The 20,646-nt window shown below is 50.0% G+C and carries 16 protein-coding genes; 6 read left to right on the top strand and 10 right to left on the bottom strand.

All coding sequences use genetic code 11. The annotated features are described in order from the left end of the window. The first annotated feature begins 90 nt into the window (after positions 1–90). From AWQ22_RS10060 to AWQ22_RS10045, 4 genes are read left to right on the top strand one after another with little or no spacing between them, the layout of a single operon-like run. Positions 91–3,375 (top strand): aminotransferase class I/II-fold pyridoxal phosphate-dependent enzyme, encoded by a 3,285-nt coding sequence (locus tag AWQ22_RS10060; protein ID WP_065710999.1) that lies wholly within the window; start codon positions 91–93, stop codon positions 3,373–3,375. Continuing rightward, complete coding sequence (locus AWQ22_RS10055) at positions 3,376–4,182, top strand: SDR family oxidoreductase (RefSeq protein ID WP_065710998.1); 807 nt, start codon at positions 3,376–3,378, stop codon at positions 4,180–4,182. Positions 4,183–4,227: 45 nt separating this feature from the next. Beyond that, entirely contained in the window at positions 4,228–6,006 is a 1,779-nt protein-coding gene (locus AWQ22_RS10050) for a fatty acyl-AMP ligase (protein ID WP_065710997.1), read from the top strand. Between the two features lie 9 nt (positions 6,007–6,015). Next, positions 6,016–7,242, top strand: coding sequence for a glycosyltransferase (locus AWQ22_RS10045; protein ID WP_065710996.1), 1,227 nt, complete (start codon positions 6,016–6,018; stop codon positions 7,240–7,242). On the opposite strand, the gene AWQ22_RS10040 is transcribed toward AWQ22_RS10045, so the two are convergent. Next, complete coding sequence (locus tag AWQ22_RS10040) at positions 7,231–8,568, bottom strand: lipopolysaccharide biosynthesis protein (protein WP_065710995.1); 1,338 nt, start codon at positions 8,566–8,568, stop codon at positions 7,231–7,233. The genes AWQ22_RS10045 and AWQ22_RS10040 overlap by 12 nt on opposite strands. 179 nt (positions 8,569–8,747) lie before the next feature. Between AWQ22_RS10040 and AWQ22_RS10035 the strand changes: the two genes are divergently transcribed. Further along, positions 8,748–9,269, top strand: coding sequence for a sterol desaturase family protein (locus AWQ22_RS10035; protein WP_065710994.1), 522 nt, complete (start codon positions 8,748–8,750; stop codon positions 9,267–9,269). Positions 9,270–9,401: 132 nt separating this feature from the next. Here AWQ22_RS10035 and AWQ22_RS10030 read toward each other — a convergent pair whose 3' ends face one another. The 6 genes from AWQ22_RS10030 to AWQ22_RS10005 form a co-directional block, all read right to left on the bottom strand. Next, positions 9,402–11,006, bottom strand: a complete 1,605-nt coding sequence (locus tag AWQ22_RS10030; RefSeq protein WP_065710993.1) for an NAD(P)H-quinone oxidoreductase subunit 4 — start codon at positions 11,004–11,006, stop codon at positions 9,402–9,404. A gap of 267 nt (positions 11,007–11,273) precedes the next feature. Beyond that, positions 11,274–11,786: an anti-sigma factor gene (locus AWQ22_RS10025; protein ID WP_157094611.1), complete on the bottom strand. Its 513-nt coding sequence runs from the start codon at positions 11,784–11,786 to the stop codon at positions 11,274–11,276. A gap of 62 nt (positions 11,787–11,848) precedes the next feature. Continuing rightward, positions 11,849–12,505, bottom strand: coding sequence for a sigma-70 family RNA polymerase sigma factor (locus tag AWQ22_RS10020; RefSeq protein WP_012307580.1), 657 nt, complete (start codon positions 12,503–12,505; stop codon positions 11,849–11,851). Positions 12,506–12,605: 100 nt separating this feature from the next. Beyond that, entirely contained in the window at positions 12,606–13,160 is a 555-nt protein-coding gene (locus AWQ22_RS10015; RefSeq protein ID WP_030006461.1) for a late competence development ComFB family protein, read from the bottom strand. Between the two features lie 258 nt (positions 13,161–13,418). Further along, a complete protein-coding gene (nadA, locus tag AWQ22_RS10010) occupies positions 13,419–14,384 on the bottom strand; it encodes a quinolinate synthase NadA (protein WP_065710991.1) in 966 nt (321 codons plus the stop codon). Between the two features lie 75 nt (positions 14,385–14,459). Then, the gene (locus AWQ22_RS10005) at positions 14,460–15,230 is read right to left on the bottom strand and encodes an ABC transporter permease (protein WP_030006459.1); all 771 of its coding nucleotides are present in this window, start codon (positions 15,228–15,230) and stop codon (positions 14,460–14,462) included. Between the two features lie 85 nt (positions 15,231–15,315). Here AWQ22_RS10005 and AWQ22_RS10000 point away from each other — a divergent pair, with 85 nt between their 5' ends. Then, entirely contained in the window at positions 15,316–16,431 is a 1,116-nt protein-coding gene (locus AWQ22_RS10000) for a DegT/DnrJ/EryC1/StrS aminotransferase family protein (protein ID WP_065710990.1), read from the top strand. A gap of 108 nt (positions 16,432–16,539) precedes the next feature. Here AWQ22_RS10000 and AWQ22_RS09995 read toward each other — a convergent pair whose 3' ends face one another. From AWQ22_RS09995 to AWQ22_RS09985, 3 genes are all read right to left on the bottom strand, one after another. Continuing rightward, positions 16,540–16,818, bottom strand: a complete 279-nt coding sequence (locus AWQ22_RS09995; RefSeq protein WP_012307575.1) for an HU family DNA-binding protein — start codon at positions 16,816–16,818, stop codon at positions 16,540–16,542. Between the two features lie 266 nt (positions 16,819–17,084). After that, complete coding sequence (locus tag AWQ22_RS09990) at positions 17,085–18,206, bottom strand: AI-2E family transporter (protein ID WP_065710989.1); 1,122 nt, start codon at positions 18,204–18,206, stop codon at positions 17,085–17,087. A 130-nt stretch (positions 18,207–18,336) separates the two neighbouring features. Next, positions 18,337–20,538, bottom strand: coding sequence for an amino acid permease (locus AWQ22_RS09985; protein WP_065710988.1), 2,202 nt, complete (start codon positions 20,536–20,538; stop codon positions 18,337–18,339). Positions 20,539–20,646: the final 108 nt, after the last annotated feature.

Below are 20,646 nucleotides of genomic sequence, written 5' to 3'. Positions count from 1 at the left end.
TGCATAACAAAATTAGAAAACTCCTTTATTATTCCTTAAGGTCAGGCTCCACAAACTGTTGCGTCCCCTTAGCTTTTGATTTACTGCTTTATGACGTTTCTCCAGCATTCTATCCAGGCACAAGCATCGTTGCTCGATATCCTCAATGAGCGGGCACGCAGCCAACCCAATGCCCAAGCCTATGTTTTTTTAGAAAATGGAGAAACTGAATCTGGTCACCTTACCTATCAAGAATTAGCAACCCAGGCAAAGGTGATCGCCTCCCATCTGGCCCCCTGGCGTGGGGAACGGGCATTGTTGCTGTATCCGTCTGGGTTGGCGTTTATCACAGCATTTCTGGGGTGTCTTTATGCCGGGGTGATTGCGGTGCCTGTCTATCCGCCGAAGCGCAACCAAAAATTATCGCGCCTGTTGGCGATCGCCGATAATGCCCAGGCCGAACTTGCCCTGACCACCGAGGCTTTGTTAGGAGATATTCAACAAAGATTTGCCCAAGCAGAACCGTTTCAGGATCTAACCTTTTTGGCGACGGATACTTTAGAACAAGCTCCCCAAGGCTTCAAGCCCCAGGCAATTCAGGGGGATGATCTAGCATTTCTGCAATACACTTCTGGCTCTACGGGGACACCAAAGGGCGTGATGGTTTCCCACCGGAATATCCTTCACAACCAGCGACTGATTCAAACCGCCTTTGGCCATAGCGAAAAGAGTATCGGGGTCGGTTGGCTGCCCCTTTTCCATGATATGGGTCTCATTGGCCATGTACTCCAGCCGCTTTACGTGGGCTTTCCCAGTATTTTGATGCCTCCGGTGGCGTTTTTAACTAATCCTCGTCGCTGGCTCCAGGCGATCGCCAAGTATCAGGCTACGACCAGCGGTGGGCCAAATTTTGCCTATGATCTATGTGTTGATCGCCTGACGGACAGTGATCTAGCCGATCTGGATTTAAGCAGTTGGAATCTTGCTTACAGCGGTGCGGAACCAGTGCGAGCGGTGACCCTCGACAAATTCAGTCAAAAATTTGCCCCCTGTGGTTTCCGGCCAGAGGCCTTTTATCCCTGCTATGGCATGGCCGAAGCGACCCTCTTCATCACAGGGGGTGACAAAAAACGAGCGCCGATTACCACCAATTCATCGGCAGAGTCAGAAAATCTATTTGTCAGTTGTGGCCAACCCTACCATGACACCCAGGTGGCGATCGTTGATCCGGAATCTTTTGCCCCTTGTCCTGAAGGGACGACTGGGGAAGTGTGGGTGCGGGGGGACAGTGTCGCCCAGGGTTATTGGAATGCCCCCATTGCCACCCAAGAAACCTTTACGGCAACTCTCAATCACCACCAAAAATCTTTCCTGCGCACTGGTGATCTCGGTTTTATCGCCGCAGGAGAACTGTTCATTACCGGTCGCCTCAAGGATTTAATTATCGTCCGGGGAAAAAATCACTATCCCCACGACATCGAGCTCACGGCCCAACAATCCCACCCAGCTCTCCGGGAAAATTGCGGGGCGGCCTTCACGGTAGAAATTGACGGTACAGAACGCCTAATGCTGGTGCAAGAGGTAAAACGAACTTTTCTCCGAAATCTGGATGTCGAGGCGATCGCCCAAAAAATCCGTCAGGCGATCGCCGCAAACCATGAACTACAAACCTATGGCATCATCCTGATTAAAACCGGTAGTATCCCGAAAACGTCCAGCGGTAAAATCCAACGACACCGTTGCCGTCAAGCGTTTCTGGCCGATGAGTTGATGGTTGTGGGCCGCAGCGTCCTGGGTGAAGTAGATCATGCTTCCGCCCAAAGTTTTAATCCTCCCCAGAAACAACAACCCTCCCAGCCGACCACTGACTTAATTAAACCCCTCCGCGAACAATTGGCCCAAGCCCTCTCGTTGCCCCTTGATACTATCCAAGACGATCAACCCATCGCCGCTTTGGGCCTAGATTCCGTGCAAGTTGTTGAAATCAAGCATTACATCGAGCAAAAATTCGACTTAACAGTGCCCCTTGAAAAATTTTTTGAGGATCTTACCGTTGCCCAACTCGCCCAAGATATCCTGACTCTAGCTAATCTCCCCCAAGAATCCCAACATCACCAAAACGGACATCTCCCCCAAGCGACTCAGCTAGAAGCAGAGGGCATTGATCTCGACCAACGGTTGCGCCTCGCTTATAAACCAAGCCGCAATGTCCTCGATAAAGCCAGGGAGTTTAACCTGCCGGATCAATTGCGAGCCAATGATCTACTGCCCTATTTCCGAGCCCTTGAACGCAATGAAGGGGCCACCTGTATTTTTGAAGGGCGACAACTAATTATGTTGGGCTCCAATAATTATCTGGGGCTGACTGCCGATGTCCGAGTACGAGAAGCCACTGCCAAGGCCGCTCTAGAAGAAGGGCCGAGTTTAACGGGATCACGATTGCTCAATGGTTCGACCCGCCAACACCGAGAATTTGAGCGAAAACTTGCCGCCTTCGTCGGTCATGAGGATGCTCTAGTCTTTACCACGGGATATCAGGCGAATTTAGGCTTTATTTCTGCCTTGATGAACGAAAATACAACGATGATCCTCGACAGTGAGGCCCATGCTTGCATTTACGATGGGGCGTTTATGAGTCGCTGCCGGGTAGTTCAATACCAGCACAATGACCTGCAAGATTTAGAACAAAAATTGATCCAGGTGACGCCAGAGTCCGCGACAATGGTCACGATTGATGGTCTGTATTCAATGACGGGGGATATTGCGCCCCTACCAGAAATTCGGAAATTATGCGATCGCCATGGGGCTACCCTCGCAGTAGATGATGCCCATGCTCTGGGTGTTTTGGGAAAAACGGGCCGGGGGACGGAGGAGCATTTCGGGATAATCGGCAGCAGTGATATTCTTTGCGGCACTTTTTCCAAGAGTTTGGCTTCCATTGGCGGTTGGGTCGCCGCCGAAGCAAAGGTGATTGATTGGATTCGTTTTAACGGGCGGTCAATGTTATTTTCGGCTTCTATACCCCCCACCTCCTTGGCTGCGGCTGCCACGGCCTTGGATATTTTGATCGCCGAACCCTGGCGGGTGCAAAAGCTCCATGAAAATGCCCAATATTGGCAACGGGGGTTACAGTCCCTTGGGTTTACTGTGGGTACCGCCCAAACGCCGATTATTACGGTACACATTGGCGATGATTTTAAATGTATGCAATTCTGTAAGGCGCTGCTAGAGGCGGGAGTTTATGTGAATGCAGCGGTGTATCCGGCGGTGCCTCGTAATAAAGCCGCCCTCCGGACCAGTGTGATGGCGACCCACACCCAGGAACATTTAGACAAAGCCCTCGCAATTTTTGCGGAAGTCGGTCAGCAATTTCTGGCTGAAATCGAGGCTGAATAGATGCGACACGCAATTATTACGGGGGGATCGAGTGGGATTGGTTTGGCGATCGCCTGTCAGTTAGCTCAACAGGGGAATGTCAATCTTTCAATCATTGCCCGCAGTCCCACTAAGCTCCAGGTAGCGCAAACTCAGATTCAAGAAGCTTTTACCGATGCCCAGCAGCAATGTTTAACCCTCACGGCGGATGTGGCCCAACGGTTGGAAATTGAACAGGCGATCGCCACAGCCATGGAAAAATTTGGAGCGCCGGATTTATTAATCACCTCAGCGGGCATGGCCCACCCCGGTTATTTTCAGGAACTGCCCCTGGAGATTTTTGAACAAACCATGACGGTAAATTATTTCGGCACGTTGTATGCGATTCGCGCTGCCCTCCCAGCAATGAGTGCCCAAAACCAGGGCCAAATTGTGATGATTTCCTCTGGAGCGGGTCTAGTGGGTTTGTTTGGCTATACCCCCTACAGTCCGAGTAAATTTGCCCTGCGGGGTCTGGCCGAATCTCTCCGGGGAGAATTAAAGTCCCAGGGGATTCAGGTGGCGATCGCCTATCCGCCCGATACCGATACCCCCCAACTGGCCGCCGAAAATTTGACAAAACCGCCGGAAACCAAGTTAATTACAGAGACCGCCCAAATGTGGACAGCAGAACGGGTTGCCGCCACCATTCTCCGGGGTATTCAGCGACAACAATTCGTTATTACCCCTGGCTTGGAAATGCAACTACTTTATCGCCTCCATAGCCTGCTGGCCCCCGTCCTGCAATGGTATTTTGATCGACTGGTGGCCCGCGCCCGCCAACACTAAATCTTTATCCCTTTCCTTTACCCTGACCCCATGGGATCGCCCACCATGACCCATTCTGCGAAAACCATTGTTGATCTGCTTCGTCACCGCGTTGACAGCACCCCCGACCGCACCGCCTATCACTTTATTTCAGGCGAAGATAACCTCACAACCCTGACCTATGCCCAACTAGAGCACCAGGTAAAGGCGATCGCCGCCCATTTGCAAAACTTTATCGAACCGGGCAATCGCATTTTGTTAGTGTTCCCCTACTCGGCGGGCCTCGAATTTGTTGCTAGTTTTTACGCTTGTCTCTATGCCGGGGCGATCGCCGTCACCATTAACCCCAGTCGCAGTGATGATGCCCTCGAAAAGCTCATGGAACGGGTAGAAGATTGTCAGGCCAAGGGAATCCTCACAACCCGCGCCCTCATTGACTATTTCCAAAAGAAACTCACTAAAGCCCCCCGCCAGGCCGCTGGTCTTGTGCGCAAATTTAGCCAAGTCAAAGTAATTGCGATGGATGAAATTCCCGCAGATCTCGCAGCAGACTGGCAAGCCCCCAACATTACCGACGACACCCTCGCCTTTTTGCAATACACCTCCGGCTCCACAGGGAAACCCAAAGGCGTGATGGTCACCCATGGTAATGTGCTCCATAACTCCGCCGTGATCTACAAATCCTTTAGCCACAGTCCCGAAACCCGGATGGCCAGTTGGCTCCCCATGTTTCACGATATGGGCTTGATCGGCGGTGTTCTCCAGCCCTTCTACGGCAACTTTGAGGCCTTTCTGATGTCTCCCATCGAGCTAGTACAAAAGCCTGTCCGGTGGCTAGAGATCATCTCCCAGCACCGCATCACCACCAGTGGTGGCCCGAACTTTGCCTATGATTTGGTTGCTCGCCAAGTCACCCCAGAACAACTCAAAACCCTCGATCTCAACTCTTGGGATGTGGCCTATAGTGGCGCTGAAACTGTCCGGGCCAGTACCCTCGAAAAGTTTGCCCAGACCTTCGCCCCTTGCGGGTTTCGTCGCGAAGCCTTTTATCCTTGCTATGGCATGGCCGAAGCGACTCTGTTCATCAGTGGCGGCTCCAAGGAAAAAGCGCCAGTGGTGCAATATATGGCCCCCGAAGCCCTCGAACAAAACCAAGCGATCATCAGTACCGATGGCAGTCGGGGCATTGTCAGTTGTGGCTGGACATGGCTTGACGACGAGGTGATTATCGTTGACCCGGAAACCAAAACCAAACTTCCCGAAGGCCAAGTGGGCGAAATTTGGGCCGCAGGTAAAGGGATTGGTAAAGGCTACTGGGAACGGCCAGAAATCACAAAAGAAACCTTCCAAGCCTATGTGGATAACCAAGGCCCCTATCTCCGTACGGGGGATCTCGGCTTTTTAAAAGATGGCGAACTCTTTATTACCGGACGTACGAAGGACGTAATGATTCTTTGGGGCCGTTACCGTTATCCCCAGGATATTGAGCTGACTGTGGAGCAATGTCACCCAGCTCTGCGTCCCTGTGCGGGTGCGGCTTTTTCCGTGGAGGCCGCCGATGAAGAACGACTGGTGGTGGTTCAAGAATTGGAACGGAGCTATGTCCGTCACTTTGATCTAGAGGAAATTGTTGGGGCAGTTCGCCAGGCTGTTTACGAAGAACATACGGTGGAAGTTTACGGTATTGTCCTCTTGCGAACGGGCAGTATCCCCAAAACTTCTAGCGGTAAAATTCAGCGGCAAGCCTGTCGTCAGCAGTATCTGGCGGGTACCCTCAACGGTTTGGGGGAATGGCAGTTGGCGATCGCTGATAGTGATGTCACGGCCCTGGCCAATAGCCTCTAAAGGGTGGCGATGAAAATTGCGATTATTTCGAGCACCTTTTTGCCTTCCCACGATGGGGTGAGCATCACGCTATTTGAACGTTTAAAAGTCCTATCTGCCCAGGGACATCAGGTGCTCTGTTTTGTTTCCAGTTACCAGGAAGTCGCCGCTATTTATCCCCGTTGGGCTGATTATGTGGGCGATTTGTTTGCAAATGTCGCAATTGTGCCGTTGCCCAGTGTGGCCTGGTTGGGGATTCCCCAGGAACGCAATCCCAAGCGGAGCAGTTTAAGACACATTGAAACCGCATTAGAGGAATTCCAGCCAGATTTGATTCAAGTCGAAGAACCAGAACGGCTTTGGACGACGCTTTTCGCCTTACCGGGGTGGGATTATGCCCAAGCGCGAAATATTCCCTATATCGGCTGTTACCGGACGAATTTTGTCGATTATCTCCAGGACTATGCCCCGGCTTGGTTAATTGGGCCAGCGAAATGGGCCGCTTTAGCCCTAACCCGTCGGCTCTATGGCAAATGTTCTGTCACTCTGGTAGGCAGTCATTTTATTGAACAGCGCCTAAAGCAATGGCAACTAGAAAATGTGGTTTATATGCCCGTGATTGGCCCGCCGAAAATTGCGAATCCCCAAGCCCTAAAACAGACCAATTTTTTTCAGCAGCATTATGGCTTACCAGACCTGGATCAGCGGGTCAAAATTCTTTTTTTGGGGCGACTGTCTCCCGATAAAAATTGGGCTTTTATTCTGAAGCATTTACCGGAACTTGGTCGAGCAAACATTACTGAAAATTTCACACTACTGGTAGCAGGCCGGGGAGAATTAGCAGAGGCGATCGCCAATAGTGAATTTGCCCAAAGCTTACCGACGGTGATCCTGGGCGAGGTGCCCCACGAGCAGGTGCCAGCCCTCTTAGCGAACGTGGATCTTCATGTGACTGCTTCCCTTAAAGAAACTTTTGGCCGGACAGTGCAAGAATCCCTCTATGTGGGGACCCCCGTTTTAGCCCCGGACTGTGACTGGGCACGGAATCTGATTGAGCCTGGGGTCAATGGTTGTTTGTTTCAACCTGAAGACGGAGCAGATTTTATCCAGCAGCTAGCTCAGTTGATCGACTCTAAAGGCGATCGCCAACGGCTGCAAAACAATATCCAAAAGCAAAACCAAAATCGAGAGACGCAACTTGATCCCAGTGAACAATGGGTTCGTTATTTAGAAACCCAAATCCGATCAACGGGTTAAATATTCCGGCGTTGGTGTCGAACGTCGTTGCACTTCCCGCCACGTACAGAATAAATTCAGTGAAAACCCAACACCATTGGCAATGAGAGTCGCCATGCCTGCCCCCAAAGCTCCGTAATAGTAAGCCAAAACCACCAGTAACGGCAGATAGAAAAGAAGAATGGCGGTGGCATTATTTCGCAGTGAGATATGGGGCATTTCCATCGCAAACAGGGCTGGTTCAAGCAGATAGTTCCCCATCATCAAAATACCGCCGGTAATCAGCAAAACTAAGGTGCCATAGGCCGCCGTAAACTCTTCCCCCATCGCGTAGTAGAGTAACCCTTTACCCCCCAACAGAATGGCAATTAGCAAAATAAAACCAATCCCCTGGAGCACCCGCCCTAGTTTCCACAGCAGCTTTTGAAATTTGCGCCAGCGTCCTTGGGCACTCAAGTGGGCTAATTCAGGATAAACCGACTGAGTAAAAATTAAAGCGAGTTCTCGGAAAGGGGTCGAAAATTCGTAGCCAGCCCGAAACAAGGCCACAGCGCTGGGGGTTGCCACCGCGCCGACAATCAACGGACTCAGGGTGATCGCCAGGGGTAAAGAAGAATTCAGATTAGAAACAAAGCAAAATTTTAGAACACGGCGATCGCCAAACAAAAAATCCGGCAAAGACCAATCCAAACGACGCAAAATTTGCTTTTTATGGGCTTGCCACAAACCCAAAGCCAATAGCGAAAGACCATTAAGTGCCTCCCCACATAACCAAGCCAGAAGATAGCCCATCAAAGGAGCATCGAGCCAGAGGGCAATGAGAGTGCCCACAAGACGCGTAAGCGGTGGCACCAATTGTTGGGCCGCGAGTAGATCAAAGCGATCATCGAGTCGCAGTAAACCAATAGGGGTTGAGCCAAGGGTACAAAGCATCAAAATACTGGCTTGCTGCACAGCATGGATCGTCTGCGGCTCCCATCCCACGATTGGCCCGACCCACGGCGCCGCCGCAACAGCAACTAGATACCCCCCCAAAGAACCCAGAAGATCCAGGCCAGTGGTTAATTTAAATAACTCGCATAAACCCTTAGAATCCTTATTCTTTACATAATCAGCGCCATAACGAATTAACGCTTGCCATGACTGAAAAGTTGTCAAGCCAATCAAAAGCTCAATGTAAGCCCGGAGTAAAATTAACCTCCCAAAAGTCTCAACCCCAAGGGCATGGGCCGTGAGACTGAGATAGCAGAAGTTGATGATCGCCGTCAGAATTTGACCACAGAGCAACCAACTGAAATTTTTTAAGATTTTGCGGAGAATGCGGTCTGCCCAAAAAAATTTAGCCATTGATTCGTGACGAAAAAAAAATTACGGCCTTCACTGTTGAGACCCAAAGGTTTGCCGAGACAACTATAATACAAAAGTTCACAAATGTTCCCTGGCCCAATCATGGCGAACCGCAAGGGTTGTAGCCAACATAGCCTGTTTACTCTATTGAAGTTTTGCGTGAACTGCAAGTGTGACCTATGGAAATTTTGTTGCCTTTACTCATCTTCAGCCTGGCCTTTATCTTCGGTAGTTTTCTGGAATATTGGATTCACCGAATTTTCCATGCTTCCCCCAAGCATCCCCTGAAGCGAATTTTTCCTAAACTGGGCCAAGGCCATGCCAAACATCATGTTGGCGGTACTGGCCAGGGTTTTCTTTGGGAGTTTCGCAACTATGTTTTCGGGATTAATGTTGTGATGTTGCCTTTTTTTCTCCATTCTCTGACCCTAGGAATCAGTTGGTTTCTGGGCTGTTTTTTCTACGCGGCCTTTGCTGCCTTCGCCCACCAATTGCAACATGACAACCCGGTTAAATGTTTTTGGCTACCGATGCCCGTCCATTACGTTCACCATAAATACAATCAGTGGCACCATAATTTTGGGATCGGTGTTGATTGGTGGGATCGGCTTTTTGGCACCTATCGTCCGATGCCCGCTTGGCTCACAGAAAAGGAACAGCGCACGGCAGACCAGAAATTTTGGCAGATTAAATGGCTCTAGAGAATATGTAGTCTGAGCAGCATTTATTCGGACAAAAAAATGGGCTACTTAGAGCCCATCCGTTTCAGATTATTTTCCTAAATTTATGGTGCTAACCCAAGGAGCTTATCAATGGAAAGCATCCAATGATTGCTAAAAACGAGGGGCAATCAGGGCCGGCATTTGCGAGCTTAAACCCATTTGCGCTTGGCGATCGCCATTTTGGGGAAGTTGCTCTGCATACAACGGTAAAGCGGCCCGTACCTTCGAGGCGACCTCAACGGTTTTGAGATCATAGGTAGTCGTTGCCAGTTTTGGATAAAGGCCAATGGTAATAATCGGAGCCAGCAAACAAACTGCCACAAAGATTTCTCTCGGTTTGGCATCTTCCCCCGCCGCAAGACTAAGTGGAGCCTGGGAGCCTTTGCCGTAGAATACTTCCCGCAGCATTGAAAGCAGGTAAATGGGCGTTAAAATCACCCCAACCGCCGTTAAGAAAATGGCGATCGCCTTAAAGCCATAGCTATAGGCATCACTATTGCTTAAACCGAGGAAGACGGTCAGTTCACTGACGAAACCACTCATCCCTGGTAGTGCCAAAGACGCCATCGCCGCCGCCGTAAACATCGCAAAGGTTTTGGGCATCAACCGCGCAATACCGCTCATTTCGTCCATCATTAAAGTATGGGTTCGTTCATAGGTGACCCCAGACAGGAAGAACAGGGCCGCCGCAATGAAACCATGGGACAACATCTGTAACACGGCACCATTCATTCCCAAATCGGTGAATGAAGCAATCCCAACGAGGACAAAACCCATGTGGGAGATAGAAGACGAAGCCAAACGTCGCTTTAAGTTGGTCTGTCCAAAGGCGGTCAGCGCCCCATAAACAATGTTGACAATCCCTAGAACAATCAGCAGGGGAGCAAAACGAATATGGGCATCCGGCAACATTTCCATGTTTAACCGAATCAAACCATAGCCACCCATTTTTAAGAGCACACCAGCAAGGATCATGGAGACCGGCGCAGACGCTTCACTATGGGCATCCGGTAGCCAAGTGTGGAGGGGGAAGATAGGTAATTTAACGCCAAAGCCAATGAGAAATCCAGCATAGGCCAGTAATTCTAACGCCAGCGGATAATCCTTTAATCCCAGGGCTTGCATATCAAAGGTCACGTCACCGCCATAGAAAGCAAGGGCTAAGGTAGACGCGAGGATGAAAACAGAACCTAGGGCCGTGTAGAGAATAAATTTAGTGGCCGCATAGAGGCGTTTTTTTCCGCCCCAAATGGAAATGAGCAGATACACAGGAACTAGCTCTAATTCCCACATAATAAAGAACAGCAGCAAATCCTGGACGGCAAAAACACCGATTTGTGCACTCAGCATCACGAGGATGAGGCCCGCAAAGAGTTTCGGCTTCTTGGTGACGTTCCAGGCCGCGAGGGTCGCCAAGGTGGTGATCAGGGTCGCCAAAATAATTAAAGGCATTGACAAACCGTCAACGCCTAGGGACCAGTTCAACCCCAATTGGGGAATCCATGCAAAATTTTCAGTGAGTTGAAATTCTGTGCGACCGAGATCGTAGTTTTGCCAAAAAGCAGTGACTAAAAGGGCAAAATCGGTGAGGGCAACGCCTAGGGTATACCAGCGGATGGTTTTACCTTCTTTGTCGGGGATGAGGGGAATGACAAGGGCGGCCAAAAGCGGAAAGGCGATCGCCGTAGTGAGCCACGGGATTTGCAAGCTATCCATAGGACTAGGAAAAAATACTTATTATTGCGTTCGCCTCCGATTATATGAATTTTTGTTACAACCTGCCAAGGGGTTAAAGTAAAAACTTTTTATGGTCATGTTTATTTTTTGTGTTGTCTGTCTATCAGAAGACAGAATCCTGGTTTTGTGATGGAAAAAAGAAAAAAAATAATGCTTTTTTTACATCGAAATTCCCCCCAAACAAAAATCCACGGCGAGGCAGCTCACCATGGACGATGTGGGCAAAACTTAACATCAGCCGAAACATTAGGGCGACTCTGTGGTGGCCAGTTTGGGAATTTGGAGAACTGGGCGATTCAGAGCGACCACAAGGGCTTCTTCTCCCTGGGGAGGCGTTTCGACTAGGGCAGCGGTGGGTTGCTGATCGGGGTCATTTTTAGCAAAGCGATCAAGGTTAAGGCGCGGCATCTGACCCATAACCCCAGCCACGAAGAGAGCGGCGATCGCCCCACTGCCCCAGAGGGAAAGGGTGCGTAACTGGGAACGACGCAACCGCGCCAATACCCGTTGACCGAGATATTGGGCTGAAATGCTGGTGGGAATGGGCAGCAACTGTAGTGCTTGTTTGAGTTGCCGTAGCTGTTGATATTGCTGTTTGACCTGGGGGTCAGTATCCAGGAGGTGCTGAATTTCCTTGCGTTCTGCTGGGGTGGCCTCCCCATCAAAATAGGCGCTCAGGCGCTGGAACTGCTCAAAATTATGGCCCATAGGAGTTTCAGAATCGGTGTGGTGTTGGTGAGAAGTGTGGTTTTTTTTCATTTCTAGGTCACCCCCTCTTCGGCGATCGCCATCGGTTTGCCGCTGAGAAAAGCTTTCATTATCTAGTCTGCCAAATAGGGCTGGAGCATTTCCTGTAACTTGGCCCGGGCCCGGGCGATCCTTGACTTGACGGTGCCGAGAGAAACCCCGGTGATTTCCGCAATTTCTTCGTAGGCGAGCCCTTCAATTTCCCGCAGCACGATTGTTGTGCGAAAGACTTCTGGTAGTTCGGCGATCGCCTCCCGTAAATGTTCGTAAAATTCCTGGGTTGCCAGATCATCATCGGGGCTGGGATCATCAGAAGCCACATCCCAAGCCACTTCTCCATCCTGGGTCTGAAACGGATTGTCCAACGAGAGGGGACGACGAACCCGTTTACGTTTGCGTAGCTCGTCATAGAAGAGGTTTGTAATAATTCGACTCAGCCAACCCTTAAATTTTTGGGGATCATTCAAACGCTGAAGATTGCGATAAACCCGAATCCAAACTTCCTGGGATAAATCAGACCGATCCTGCCAATCCGGAGCGAGGTGGTAGAGGAGTCGATCCACATGGGACTGGTAACGTTTTAATAATTCCACGAAAGCAGCCCGCTCAGGCTTACTACCCGCCTGGCAACGGAGAATTAAATCATAGTTAGAGAGTTTTTCCGGAGACACACCACTTTTGGGAACGACTCCCTGCTGGGAAGGAATGGGGATAGAAAGGGATCGGTTCATGCTCTCTTCACAAAGAACTCATAACGGGACTTCTTCTTGCAAAGACCCTACGGCCCAGAAAAAAGTTCCAGCCCCTAGCTCTAAGTGTCAGCCCCCAGTCCTAGGAAAACACATTCTCTTCCTGTTCAAAGCCCGGTGCATAGCCTTCCAGGAGCTTACTAACCTGGGCTAACATGCTCTTGTCTTGGTTCGGAGAGGCGATCGCCTGGCGCTCAGGGAAAAAGTCCGGTCGGTCTAGATAGCGAGACAGGGCTGCATCCACCTGTTCATTAATTAAACCCTGCAATTCCTCACGGGCCTTTTGACGCTGATAGTTCGCTCCCTCTTCCGTCGTTGCGTAGAGCGGTGGCAAACGGTTTAGGGCATAGGCCGCAATATCCCCTACATCCAAACTTTGGGTGCTACTCGCCTCGATCTCAGCGACCCGGGCAATGGAGCGGCTAATAACTAGCTCCTCCATAACATTGATGAATTGTTTCCGGGGGACAGCAATCACTTCCCCCGTGAGCAAAGCCCCCATCAGGCGATCTAGCGCCATATATTCCTCAATGGAAAGCTCAGAGGACATATCGCAAATGCGTCCAACTTCCGCTTCCATGCTCGGGGTGAGATAGCCGTCTTTTAGGGCTTGTTCAACAATTTGATCAATACTCATAGGTTTCTTGGAAAATTCCGGGACAAGGGGGCCAATCACTTCACTATCTTTGCGTAAAAATCGGGGAAAAACCACGATTCTCTAAGAAAGTACATCCCATTACTATCATTCCAATTTATAGCAAGGGAATGGGCAATCTTTTTGCTTGACTTACACAGATTTACAAATGTTTTACTTCCCAAATAGGGAATGTAATTTACTCTAAAGGATTTTTGTCAATTTGCTACCGTCTATTTTGCCGCGACTAACGCCTTTGTTCTAGACACTCATCTCTAGCATTTTCTGAATCGGTTTCAAGGCAGCCGTCGCAATGTCGGGGCTAAGAGTGATTTCCGGGGCTTTATGTTTCATGGCCAAATAAAGTTTTTCTAGGGTGTTAAGGCGCATATGGGGGCATTCATTGCAGGCACAGTTACTGGTAGAAGGGGCCGGGATAAAAGTTTTACTGGGGCTGGCCTTTTCCATTTGATGGATGATGCCCGGTTCGGTGGCGACAATGAAAGTCTGGCTGGCACTCTCTTGGGAGCGTTTTAGTAGGGCGGTCGTGGAGCCGATAAAGTCAGCATGGTTTAACACAGGAGTTTCGCATTCAGGGTGAGCGAGCACCTCCGCGTCGGGATGTTCGAGTTTGAGTTCGATGATACGTTTTTCGGAAAAGGTTTCGTGGACAATGCAACTGCCCTGCCAGAGGAGGAGATCCCGTCCGGTTTGTTCACTCACGTAACGACCGAGGTTTTTATCCGGGGCAAAAATGATCGGTTGGTCGGCAGGAATTTGGTTGACGATTTTGACGGCGTTGGAGCTGGTGCAGATAATATCGCTCATCGCCTTGATCTCGGCGGTGCAGTTGATATAAGAAATGACGATGTGGTCTGGGTGCTTGGCTTTAAATTGGGCGAATTCGGCGGGGGGGCAACTGTCGGCGAGGGAACAACCGGCATCGAGATCGGGCAGAAGCACAAGTTTATTGGGATTGAGAATTTTGGCAGTTTCTGCCATGAAATGTACCCCGGCGAAGACAATCACTTCGGCATCGGTTTCGGCGGCTTGGCGGGCTAATCCCAAGGAATCACCAATGTAGTCGGCAATGTCTTGGATGTCATTTTCTTGGTAGTAGTGGGCGAGGATGATGGCGTTGAGGTCTTGTTTGAGATCGGCGATCGCCCCAAAGAGGTCTTGGGGAATGGCGGGTGTTGTCGGGCGGGCAGCGGCAGCAGCAAACATGGTCGTTTTTCCGTGAGAGATGGATCGCGGCAAATATGGAAATTCAGTCTAGCAAGGATTGGTAAGGAGCAAAACTTAGAGGGTGAGCTGGGCAGTGGGGTTAAAAAATTGCCGATAAAGGCCCTCGGTTACCAGGGAAGTACAGATGAGGTTAATGGTCACAATCAAAAAGAGAATCAAAATTTGATAGGAGGCAGCATTAAGCGGATCAATGCCCGATAAGACTTGCCCCGTAAACATCCCCGGCAAACTCACTAAACCTACTACCATCATAGAATTGATCGTCGGGATTAGGCTGGCGCGGATCGCTTCGGTACGGTAGCTGGCGATCGCCTGTTTGGGAGTTGCACCGAGACAAAGCTGGGTTTCGATTTCCAAACGACTGGTTTTAATCCGACTGCTGAGCCGTTCTCCCGCCAGGGAAGCACTATTCATCGCGTTCCCCAAGACCATCCCTGCCAACGGAATCAAATACTGGGGGTCATACCAAGTCTCCGGCTGCACAATCACCAGTAGGGTATACGCCAACGGCACACTGAAACTGATAAAAATTGATCCCCAGATCAACGGCAATTTAACCCGATCATTAATCCGATTTTTCGCGGCGATCGCCGCAATAGTCAACATCACCAAAACAATCCCTAACACCGCCAATGGGTGCGCCAAGGCAAAGACCATTTCCAGGGCATAGCCCACCACCAACAATTGCAAAATTGTCCGTCCCGTTGCGAGTAAAAGCTGCCCCTCTAGCCCCAACTTTTGCCACCGGGCCAGGGCGATCGCCAAGGCAATTAGTCCCAACGCCCAGCCCAAATCTCCCGGATCTAAGGCAATAAATTCACCCATGCGCTTTTTTTTTTCACTCCCATAACCTATAACATTTATATTTACGCTTTTATGCGAATTCCTACCCAAAAAATCACCGTCACCCATGAGCCAAATTCCTCCCGTTGATCTAGGGCGCCAGTATGCAACCATTGCCGATGAAACCAATGCCGCCGTCTTGGAAGTGCTCAGTTCCGGTCGCTATATCGGGGGGACAGCAGTAAGCGAATTCGAAAAACATTTTGCCGCTTATCACCAAGTTAACTCTGCCATCGGCTGCAACTCCGGCACCGATGCCCTTTATCTGGCCCTAAAAGCCCTTGGGATTGGCGTTGGCGATGAGGTGATCACCTCTACTTTTACTTTTATCGCCACTGCAGAAGCCATTGCCATGTGTGGCGCAACCCCTGTCTTTGTTGATATTACCGCTGCAACCTTCAACCTCGACCTCGATCAACTAGAAGCGGCCATTACTTCCCGTACCAAGGCCGTGATCCCCGTTCATTTATTTGGACAACCTGTGGATATGACCCGTCTTGGGGAAATTGCCCAAAAACATAGCCTGTTTATCGTTGAAGATTGTGCCCAGGCCACGGGAGCAAAATGGGGCGATCGCCAAGTGGGAGCCTGGGGAGATGCTGGCTGTTTTAGCTTTTTTCCGACGAAAAATTTAGGCGGTTGTGGCGATGGTGGTGCTGTGACGACCAACAATCCTGATCTCCATGGGCAGATCAAAATGCTCCGGGAACACGGCTCCAAGGTCCGCTATCAACATGAAGTGCTGGGGGTAAATAGTCGGTTAGACGCGGTGCAAGCCACGATTCTCGCCGTTAAATTGCGTCACCTCGACCTTTGGAATCAACAACGTCAGGCGATCGCCCACCGTTACCATGAATTGCTGGCTGGGATCGAAGGCATTCAACTCCCCCAAGCGACCCCTGGTGGAACCCATGTCTGGAACCAATACACGATCCTCGTTCAAGCCGGCGATCGCGATACCCTCCGTAGCCAGCTACAAGCCGAGGGCATCATTGCGATGGTGTACTATCCCAAACCCCTACATCTCCAGCCCGTGTTTGCAACCTTTGGCTACCAATCCGGAGCCTTTCCCATTGCTGAGCAATGTTCTCACCAGGTGCTGTCTTTGCCTATGTTCCCCGACCTCAGCATCCCAGAACAAGAACAAGTGGCCACAACCCTCAAGCGTTTATTGGCGGCTTAACAACGCAGTAATATCGATCAGTCAAAAAATAAAAAAGCCCAGAGAGTCAACGTTGTGACCATCTAAGCCTCCGTACACATTTTTAGTTTGTCCGACCAAAGCCAACTTCTATTTAGGGGCAACCATTTCCTTAAACTGTTTACCAGCAGAAAATGCGGGCACTGTGGTTGCTGGAATTTGCATTTTTTCGTTGGTCTTGGGATTGCGACCTTCTCTCGCTTTGCGGTGGCGGGGTTCAAAGGAGCCAAAACCGACGAGGGTTACTTTGTCACCATTGGCAACGGTTTCCATGATTGCCTCTACGGTGGCACTAATCACAGAATCTGCCTGCTTTTTGCTGATACCAGCTTTCTCAGCGACTAAATCGACTAATTCGCCTTTATTCATTAAAAATCTCCTGAATTTTAGATATTGTGAGAAGTATAGGTAAAAAAACCAGGCAAAACAAGAATCCCAGAAGAGATATTTTGCACTGTTGCGGGTCAAACTTATCTTGTTGCAAGGTTTTCCTGCATTATTCTAAGCGTTCTTTGCTCAATATGGATCGCTGAAAGCATTAATTTACATAGATTTCAACAATTTTTCCGTTTCAAAACTTTAAAAATAGAACAAGGGAGAGCAAATTTGTCAGAGAACGCCAAAATAATTGCTGCCTAGACTTGATTTTTCTCAGATTTATGGCTGTCGGACAGGGACGGAGTCGCCGTTGAGGTGAGGGACACGGGTAATGGTTTTGTTTTGAGGTAAAGATTATCGAGCAGTACAGCGGCTCCCGCAACCCAGGGTGGCACAATCACCGCGCCTAAAATTCCCAGCACCTGGGCCCCTCCCAAAACCGCCAACAACTGATAAAGCGGGTTCACTTTGACCGAAGAACCGACTAATAACGGATCTAATACATAGGTTTCGAGGTTTTGGATCAAGGTAAAAAGCAGTAGGACGGATAAAAATGTCCATCCTCCCTGGGCGATCGCCACAATTAAAGCCGGCACAGCACCTAGCACAGGCCCAAAAAACGGAATTAAATTTGTCACCGCCGCGATCACCCCCAAACCGAGGGCTAATTCTGAAATCCCCAGCAGCCTTAGGCCAATGGTGATGACAATGCCGAGAATCCCCGAAACCACGATCCGACCTTGAATATAACTTCCCATCCGCTCGCTCATGGGCTGCACCTGTTCCAGAAGTTGTTCATCCCAGGGAGCCGGAAAAAGACTGACAAAGCCTTTAATTAATTTGTCAGAACCAGACAGCATATAACCAGAGAGCATAAACGCCAGAATCAAGCTTAAAATGCCCCCAATGACCCCCCGCGTAATGCCGTAGGAACGAATCAGCAGCTCTTGGGAAGAACGGAAGGCCCAGGCTGTCAACGCTTGCAAATCAAAAAGACGGTTCAATTGTTCTAAAACTTGTGGCTCTGTCATGCCCAAGCGCACGGCCCAGGATTGAACCAAAACCCCAACAATTTCTAAATACAGGGGTAGCTTCCGGATCAACTTTTGAATTTGATCAACTACCGTGGGGCCAATGAGTAAAACTACCCCCGTGAGAATTGAGATCAAGCCGAGGTACACACCGATCACTGCCAGCCAGCGGGGCACCCGGAAAGATTCAGCGATGGTAATCACTGGTGCAAGGGTCGCTGCAATGACGACAGCAATCATGAGCACAACCAGTAGACTACGTAATTGCCAGAGTAAAAATAGCAATAGCACTGCCCCGACAATCAACAGCAGCGTTGAAAAAGATACTGTAATTTTCCGCTCAGACATACTGAATTTTGCTATTGGTCAGAATTGTTCCCATTGTCGGGGCAAAGTTGCTTGAATGTCACACAAAAGCTATTTTTCTTTTGAAAATATGTCGTTAATACGCAACTAGCCAAAAAATTATTTTAGAGACTTAAGTGCCCACTTTTCGGGGAGCGCCCACCACTTCTGCAAAGGCAAAATCTGGGGCGGCGAGAACAAACACGGTGCTTGGTAGGTTCTGGGCCCGTTGGGAAAGGCTTTTGTAATAATCCTGGAAATCGGCGGGCTCGTGGGGGCGGGCCATGCCAAGGAAAACAAGATCTGCACTCGCAGAGGATTGGTACAGGATATCTTCAAAGGAGTGATCGCCAGCGATAATAACCATTGGTTCTGCTTTGATGCGGGCACTACTAATCAGGGACTCTAGGTTTAAACGGGCGGCCTGGGCGGCTGTGGCATCCTGTACCACCAGCTTGAGGTAAATCTGGGCACTGCGCCACCGGATATCGGTACGGAGCAAATAAGCCAGCATCAACATTAAGCCGCCATTGCTCTGAACCCCGCCCCACCAGATATCAATCCGTTTTTTACGACCAAAAACCCGCTCTGGATTTTCATGGAAGATAATAATATTGCGTTGGGCAATGTGAACCTGCTGCAAAAGATGACAGTAGGCGGCAAATCGTTCAGGTGATTCTGTACTGCCCAGCAAAACCGTGTTGGGGGTTAAATCTCCTAGGCCATAGGTTTCAATTAAATTTAAGGCGCCAACAAAGGGATCATCTGCGGTACTGAGGCGCACCAAAGCTTTCACACCCCGTTTGGCCAAATAATCACGGATTGTGGTTTCCATTTTCACCTGTTGGCCAGGATCACGGGAACCTTCGGGGAGCACTGTGGCCACCGTCATCAAGGCCCGATTGTGACTAAAACCATCTGCTAGCTCGATTAAAGACCAACGTTTTCGGGGTGCCCCAGAAAGCACCAGGAGGTGAGGCCGCCAGTTTTTGCTATCTTCAGCTCCCGCCACTTGATAAATCGCTTTACTAATCAGGGCCATCCACAAACCACGCCGAACATCTCCCCAGGTGACTTGGAGTTCCCGCCGCTGTAGCCAAAAGTAAATGATCGTCACGATCAAGGCTGCAACGACCGTGGCGATCGTATTAATTAAAAACATCACCCCAAGGCAGCCCACAGCCCCCAACAGAGAAAGCGCCCAGTGCACCCTAAAGGTCGGTCGGAAGGAAGGACTTTGGAGGAGCGTTTCAATACCAGCGGAAATATTGAGGACGAGATAGGTGGTCAAGAAAAACATCGTCAACACCGGCGCAATGATGTTGAGATCACCAATACAAACAGCGGCGATCGCCACCCCCAAAGTGACAATGGTGCCAATACGCGGCTCATCCTCCGACCCACTACCAGATCCCAGAAAACCTAACCATGGCGGCAACACGCCATCCCGGGCGAGGGCTTGTAAAACCCTAGGGGCACCGAGGATACTCCCAATTGCGCTACTGAGCGTTGCTCCCCAGACCCCCAATAAAATTGCTGGCCCCCAAACAGACAAGCGTTGCATCACCAGGGGATCCTCAATGAGGCTAGCTGTATCTCCCCGTTGGGCCAACAGCAACGGAATGAGCATGTAAATAACATAGCCAGTACCCACGGCAGCCAGAGTACCAATGGGAATTGCTTTAATCGGATCCTTGAGATCACCGGACATATTTACGCCAGACATAATCCCCGTAACTGCCGGAAAAAATACCGCGAAAACCGTCCAAAAGGGGACTGTCACCTCAGCGCTAGAACCCCATAGGAGAATATCTCCAGCTTCGGACAAGGGGCGACCCAGAACCAAGGAAACAAGAGAAAGGGCGATCGCCGCCATAATGAAGTACTGGGCTTTAATGGCAATGCTGGCGGACGTAAGGGCTAAAACTCCCACCAAAATCGTCACAATCAAAGCCACATAAAGCTGATTTAAGCCGCCAAAAACTTGGACAACACTCTCTGCGAAACCAATGGTGTAGAGGGCCACCGAAAAGGCCTGGGCGAAATACAACGGGATTCCCACCGCCCCGCCGGTTTCTAGTCCCAAAGAGCGACTAATCATGTAGTAAGCGCCCCCCACACGAACCACCTTATCCGTGGCGATCGCACAGATCGAAAGGGCCGTTAAAAAGGTAATGGCATTGGCGAGGGTAACAATGGCGAGGGAGCCTAACAATCCTGCATTACCCACAACCCAACCAAACCGGAGGTACATGATCACCCCAAGGATGGTCAAAATAGAAGGGGTGTAGACCCCCCCAAACATTCCTAACCCAGATTTTTTCTCACTCGCCATAAAAATTCTAAGCTTGCCAAGTTTGTGTCCAGCATAGCGTTATTTTTTCCTTCCTTTGTGCAGAAACAAACTATTTCCGCCTTTTCTAGGATATTTGGCCCATTGTCC

Source organism: Picosynechococcus sp. PCC 7117 (assembly GCF_001693275.1).
GTDB lineage: Bacteria > Cyanobacteriota > Cyanobacteriia > Cyanobacteriales > MRBY01 > MRBY01.
The sequence above is the reverse complement of the archived record's forward strand: the minus strand, read 5'-3'. Positions and strand labels throughout refer to the sequence as shown.